This window comes from Ruegeria sp. AN6 (assembly GCF_056540425.1).
Genome location: NZ_JBQFWR010000011.1, coordinates 151,984 through 158,188 on the forward strand (window position 1 = coordinate 151,984; position 6,205 = coordinate 158,188).

The 6,205-nt window shown below is 57.6% G+C and carries 7 protein-coding genes and 1 pseudogene; 5 read left to right on the plus strand and 3 right to left on the minus strand.

Annotated features, from left to right (window positions below):
- The first annotated feature begins 1 nt into the window (after position 1).
- The 4 genes from ACR0MQ_RS16870 (at position 2) to ACR0MQ_RS16885 (ending at position 4,218) form a co-directional block, all read left to right on the plus strand.
- A complete protein-coding gene (locus tag ACR0MQ_RS16870; RefSeq protein WP_170474697.1) occupies positions 2 to 685 on the plus strand; it encodes a GltB/FmdC/FwdC-like GXGXG domain-containing protein in 684 nt (227 codons plus the stop codon).
- A gap of 20 nt (positions 686 to 705) precedes the next feature.
- Positions 706 to 2,034 carry an FMN-binding glutamate synthase family protein gene (locus ACR0MQ_RS16875; protein WP_480609592.1) on the plus strand — a complete coding sequence of 443 codons (1,329 nt, stop codon included), beginning with the start codon at positions 706 to 708 and terminating at the stop codon, positions 2,032 to 2,034.
- A gap of 80 nt (positions 2,035 to 2,114) precedes the next feature.
- Positions 2,115 to 3,443: a type III glutamate--ammonia ligase gene (gene glnT, locus ACR0MQ_RS16880; RefSeq protein ID WP_480609562.1), complete on the plus strand. Its 1,329-nt coding sequence runs from the start codon at positions 2,115 to 2,117 to the stop codon at positions 3,441 to 3,443.
- Between the two features lie 64 nt (positions 3,444 to 3,507).
- On the plus strand, positions 3,508 to 4,218 hold the full coding sequence (locus ACR0MQ_RS16885) for a type 1 glutamine amidotransferase (RefSeq protein WP_480609565.1): 711 nt from the start codon (positions 3,508 to 3,510) through the stop codon (positions 4,216 to 4,218).
- A 10-nt stretch (positions 4,219 to 4,228) separates the two neighbouring features.
- Here the strand turns inward: ACR0MQ_RS16885 and ACR0MQ_RS16890 are convergent, their stop codons facing one another.
- A complete protein-coding gene (locus ACR0MQ_RS16890; RefSeq protein WP_480609568.1) occupies positions 4,229 to 4,663 on the minus strand; it encodes a group II truncated hemoglobin in 435 nt (144 codons plus the stop codon).
- 141 nt (positions 4,664 to 4,804) lie between these two features.
- Between ACR0MQ_RS16890 and ACR0MQ_RS16895 the strand changes: the two genes are divergently transcribed.
- Entirely contained in the window at positions 4,805 to 5,647 is an 843-nt protein-coding gene (locus ACR0MQ_RS16895) for an EamA family transporter (protein ID WP_480609571.1), read from the plus strand.
- Here the strand turns inward: ACR0MQ_RS16895 and ACR0MQ_RS16900 are convergent.
- On the minus strand, positions 5,632 to 6,114 hold the full coding sequence (locus ACR0MQ_RS16900; RefSeq protein WP_480609574.1) for a hypothetical protein: 483 nt from the start codon (positions 6,112 to 6,114) through the stop codon (positions 5,632 to 5,634). The genes ACR0MQ_RS16895 and ACR0MQ_RS16900 overlap by 16 nt on opposite strands.
- Positions 6,111 to 6,205: pseudogene (locus ACR0MQ_RS16905) on the minus strand (bifunctional methylenetetrahydrofolate dehydrogenase/methenyltetrahydrofolate cyclohydrolase); the annotation flags it as partial. The gene ACR0MQ_RS16900 and the pseudogene ACR0MQ_RS16905, both read right to left, overlap by 4 nt.

Genomic DNA, 6,205 nt, shown 5'->3' on the forward strand with positions numbered 1-6,205 from the left:
TATGCAAACCTATGATCTTGAAGCAGATGGCCTGCGTGGGTTGAACGCCACCCTGCAGTCGCAATCTACCGAGACTAACCAGACCAATTGGGAAGTCGTGAACCCCAAAGGCAGCCACGCCATTGCCGTTGGGCTGGATGCGCCCATCGAAGTTACGGTCAAGGGCTCAACTGGCTATTACTGCGCGGGAATGAACCAGCAGGCGACGGTTAAGGTCGAAGGCTCGGTCGGGCCCGGCGTGGCCGAGAACATGATGTCCGGTCAGGTCGTTGTCGAAGGCGACGCCAGCCAATATGCCGGCGCCACCGGCCATGGCGGTCTGCTGGTCATCAAGGGCAACGCGAGTTCGCGCTGCGGCATCTCGATGAAAGGCATCGACATCGTGGTGCATGGTAATATCGGTCATATGTCGGCCTTCATGGCGCAGGCCGGTAATCTTGTGGTCTGCGGTGATGCAGGCGACGCACTAGGAGACTCGCTTTACGAGGCGCAGCTGTTCGTGCGCGGCTCGGTCAAGAGCCTGGGCGCCGATTGCATCGAGAAAGAGATGCGCCCCGAGCATCTGGATATCTTGAAGGACCTGCTGGACCGCGCAGGCGCGGATGCCAGCCCCGAAGAATTCAAACGCTACGGTTCCGCCCGTCAGCTTTATAACTTCGACGTCGACAACGCCGCTGCTTACTGAGGAAGAAGGGTATGAAAGACATGGACGATCAGATCCCCCGCACCCTGCCGATTCAGTCGGCGACATTCACCAATCCGATCAATGCGGAAATCCGCCGCGCTGCGGCCACCGGTATCTATGATATCCGCGGTGGCGGAGCCAAACGCAAGGTACCGCATTTCGATGATCTGTTGTTTCTGGGCGCCAGCATCAGTCGCTATCCGCTCGAAGGTTACCGCGAGCGCTGCGACACCTCGGTAACGTTGGGCACGCGCTTTGCAAAAAAGCCGATTGAACTGGACATTCCGATCACCATTGCAGGTATGAGTTTTGGTGCGTTGTCTGGCCCGGCAAAAGAGGCCTTGGGGCGAGGCGCTTCGGCAGCGGGCACGTCGACCACTACCGGCGACGGTGGCATGACACCCGAGGAGCGCGGCCATTCCAGCAAGCTGGTCTATCAGTATTTACCTTCGCGTTATGGCATGAACCCCGATGATCTGCGCAAGGCCGACGCGATTGAGGTCGTTGTGGGTCAGGGCGCAAAACCCGGCGGTGGTGGCATGTTGCTGGGTCAGAAAATCAGCGACCGCGTCGCAGAAATGCGTACGCTTCCCAAGGGCATCGACCAGCGTTCAGCCTGTCGTCACCCGGACTGGACCGGCCCAGATGATCTGGAAATCAAGATCCTCGAATTGCGTGAGATTACAGACTGGCAAGTGCCGATCTATGTAAAGGTTGGCGCGACCCGCCCCTATTATGACACCGCGCTGGCGGTAAAGGCAGGGGCCGATGTGGTGGTGATGGACGGCATGCAAGGCGGCACTGCCGCGACGCAGGACGTGTTCATCGAGCATGTAGGTCTACCGACGCTGTCCTGCATTCGCCCTGCCGTGCAAGCGCTGCAGGATTTGGGCGTGCATCGCGAGGTGCAACTGGTGATCTCGGGCGGCATCCGCACCGGGGCCGATGTTGCAAAGGCAATGGCCCTTGGCGCCGACGCAGTGGCCATTGGCACCGCCGCGCTGGTGGCGCTTGGCGACAACGACCCGAAATGGGAATCCGAGTACCAAAAGTTGGGCACCACCACTGGGGCCTACGACGACTGGCACGAAGGCCAGGACCCCGCAGGTATCACCACACAAGATCCCGACTTGGCGGCGCGTCTGAACCCGGTCGAGGCAGGACGCCGTCTGCGAAACTATCTCAAGGTGATGACACTTGAAGCGCAGACCATCGCGCGGGCCTGTGGTCATAATCACCTCCACAACCTTGAACCCGAGGACTTGTGTGCTCTGACGATGGAGGCCGCCGCAATGGCGCGTGTCCCGTTGGCCGGGACAAGCTGGTACCCGGGCAAGGAAGGGTTCTGAACTGATACTGCGCGGCTCCTTAACGGGGGCCGCGTTTTTGCTTTGGAAATCGAAAATTCAACAGGGAAAGGAAAGCCATCGTGACGACAGATCTCGCAGCTTTCGCAAAAGAAAAAGACGTCAAATATTTCATGATCTCGTTCACCGACCTGTTCGGTGGGCAGCGGGCCAAGCTGGTACCCGCGCAGGCGATTGCCGAGATGCAGGAAGACGGCGCAGGTTTTGCCGGGTTTGCCACTTGGCTGGATATGACCCCAGCACATCCTGACATGCTGGCGGTGCCGGACCCGTCATCGGTGATCCAGCTGCCATGGAAGCCCGAGGTCGCCTGGGTTGCAGGTAACTGCGTGATGGAAGGCAAGGATGTCGCCCAGGCCCCGCGCAATGTTCTGCGCCGCCTTATTGGCGAGGCCGCCGAGATGGGAATGCATGTCAAAACCGGCATTGAGGCTGAATTCTTCCTGCTAACCCCCGATGGCGAGCATATCAGCGACCCGTTCGATACCGCCGAAAAGCCCTGCTATGACCAGCAGGCGGTGATGCGCCGCTATGATGTGGTGCGTGAGATCTGCGACTATATGCTGGAACTGGGCTGGGGACCCTATCAGAACGACCACGAAGACGCCAATGGCCAGTTCGAAATGAACTGGGAGTTCGATGACGTTCTGAAAACCGCCGACAAGCACTCATTCTTCAAGTTCATGACCAAGTCAGTGGCCGAAAAGCATGGGCTGCGAGCCACCTTCATGCCCAAGCCTGTCGAAGGGCTGACCGGTAATGGCTGCCACGCCCATATCTCGGTCTGGGATGCACCCGGAGCGGACGCCAAAACCAACGTCTTTGCCGGCGAAGGCGACGGTCCGACCGGCGAGGTGGGTCTGGGCGAACAGGGTAAGCACTTCCTCGGCGGCATCATGAAACATGCCAGCGCGCTGGCGGCGATCACAAACCCGACGGTGAACAGCTACAAGCGTATCAACGCCCCGCGCACCATGTCAGGAGCCACCTGGGCCCCCAATACCGTGACATGGACCGGCAACAACCGCACCCACATGGTCCGGGTGCCAGGCCCGGGCCGGTTCGAGCTGCGCCTGGCCGACGGGGCCACCAACCCCTATCTGCTGCAGGCGGTCATTATCGCCGCAGGTCTGTCCGGCATCCGCTCCAAGGCCGATCCGGGACGTCGCTGGGACATTGACATGTATGCTGAAGGCCACACCGTCACCGACGCCCCCAAACTACCGCTGAACATGCTCGACGGGTTGCGCGAATATGACAACGATACCGAGTTGAAAGCCATGATGGGTCAGGAATTCTCAAGCGCGTTTCTGAAGATGAAGCATCAGGAGTGGAACTCGTTCGTCAGCCATTTCTCACGCTGGGAAAAGGACCACACGCTCGATATCTAAGAAACCTTGGGGCTGCAGACCACTGCCGCCCCAATGCCGACGCTCAGATGGAGGCCCGTGCCTAATGACTGTCCTGATTTTCCAGCATTCGTCGGGCGAAAACCCCGGAGCGTTTCTGGAGCACATTTCATCATGCGGTGATACGGCCAAAGTCGTGCATCTGTATGATGGCCAACCAATCCCGCAACTCGACGATTTTGATTTTCTTCTGGTTCTGGGCGGCCCGATGGACGTCTGGGAAACCGAGGCGCATCCGTGGCTCGTGTCCGAAAAACAAGCGATCAGGACCTGGATTCAAGACCTCAAGCGACCGTACTTTGGGATATGTCTAGGTCACCAACTCTTGGTTGATGCGTTGGGAGGGAAATGTGCACCGATGCAAAAGCCTGAGATCGGTGTGCTTTCCATCAATCTGACTGTCAACGCGCGCAGTGATCCGCTGTTCGGGGCCCTGCCCCATCAATTCCGGGTGCTACAATGGCATGGGGTTGAGGCCATCGACCTACCGCCCAACTCATCGGTTCTGGCAAAATCTGATGCTTGTGCTGTACAGGCTTTGCGGGTCTCAGATCGCGCCTGGGGCGTGCAGTTTCACCCCGAACTTGTTCAGGGCACGATCCAATCGTGGATGACCGATCCGGCAAATCATCAATGCGCTGTGGATTGGCTTGGATGCGCAGATGCGGTGCAGGAGATGGTCTCTGACAGCGACCGTATTGCCGAGGAACAATTCAAGATTACGTCCAGCATCTACGCCAAACTGCGACAGATTTGATCACACCTGATCAGTCATGAACCTCAAGGTTCTTTCCGCTGTCGGCTTCATCTCTCCAATCTGGGACATCGTTGACCAGCATCAATGCGGCACGGCGCAGAGTTCTACGCATTTTGTCCACCATCGGACCGTCCATTCCACAATCCGCCAACGCGGCGTCAAACGTATCCAGCCAAAGCTCGGCGTCGGCCTCGCGTATCGGCACATGCGCATGAATTTCCCGCAGGTCCATATGACCAAATCGCTCACGATAATAAGCCCGACCGCCCAGAAATCCGCTCAGAAACTCAAACTGTGCCTGTCTCGTATGAGACAATCCATGGCCGCGAAAATGTAGCCTGTGCAACGAATGCACTGCCGGATCGGTCTCCATGCGGTCATAGAACCGTTCGACCAGAGCCCGAAGTCGATCTTCACCGCCGATTTGATCCAATGCCGATGACATACGTCTCTTCCCCGAATTACAGCCGTCAAAAAATATTGCATAACAGGAAAATAAGTTTATCACCAGTGACATGATAGCGCGGTTGATATCGAAAGGTGGACACGGAATGTCCGTGCATGACCAGATACATGAGGCGACCGGATGAACGCCCTTGCTCTGGGTCTGCTGGCAGCATTGTGCTGGGGTTTTCACGATCTTGCTGTGAGATATATCAGTCAGTCCGTGAGCGTCATTGCCGCATTGATGGCCGTACTGGTTGCCGGGGCGCTGCTACAGTTCGGACTTGTGGCAATATGGGCTGGGTTCACCCCCATGTCCGCCAATGCAGTATCCTACGCAGTTGTAGCAGGCGGCTTTTATTTGCTGGCTGGCCTCAGTATGTATGCCGCATTTCAACGCGGGCCTGTACGTCTCGTCGCACCGCTTGTCGCCAGCTATCCGGTCTTGTCTGTCACACTTGCGATATGGCGTGGTTCCGAGGTCAGCATCTGGCAATGGCTGGCGATCATTGCCATTGGTGTCGGCGTGTCCATTGTATCGACCCGATCCGACGACAGTACGGAATACCCTGCCACCGGGCCGACGATTGCCTTTTCTATACTCGCTGCAATAGGGTTCGCTGCAACATTCGCTTTGGGTCAGTACGCAGCCGAACTGGGCGACGAGTACATTGTTTCACTGATTGGCCGTCTGACCGCTATCCCTGTGCTGGCGGTAATCGCCATTGCATCTCGCAAGTCGCTTTGGCCGGGCGCAAGAGCCCTGCCCCTGTTGTGCCTGATGGGTGCGCTCGATGCGGTGGCAATTCTGTGCGTCGTGTCTGCCGGTGGGTTGCCTAATGCCCAATACGCGTCCGTTGCAGCCTCGATCTTTGGGTTGTTGACTGTTGTTTTGGCTTGGGCAATTTTGCGAGAGGAAATGGCTTTCTTTCAATGGCTTGGATGCATTATCGCTTTTGCGGGAATCGGCTATCTCGCGATCTGAGCATCTCCGTTATCCAGCGCATCCCATTGGGTCTGATGGGCAGCAATCGCACTGTTTAATACGCAATCAACTTCGCCCCGACGAACGGGTCCGGGATAGTGCCATGCACCGGGGCGAATTAGGTCTTTATGCCCCTGTAACTCACTTCGCAAGTTGAGTACGTCAATATGCGCAGGCGCATCAGGTAAAAGCAGGACAGCATAGACATCCACCGACTCGTTTAGTTGTTTGATCTGAGTTCGACATTCGTCCTGCGACATTTCTTTGCCCCAGAGCTGCTGATCCAGTGCCATGTCTATTTGTGCCGCGCGGGCTATCAAAGCGCGGACGCGTGCAACATTCGTCGGAGAGGGGCCAATTGATACTATCACCATACGCATGGCGCGGCCCGCCAATCGCCAATGTTGTAGCACTTTGGAACTGGCCGACTTGCCATCGTCTGCGTGAAGAGCAGCAGCAAATCTCACGCTGTCAGGCCTTCGGGCTCTGGCAGGCCATTCGCCCGGCACGCGGCGGTCAGCGTATTCGCAAGCAGGCAGGCGATCGTCATCGGGCCTA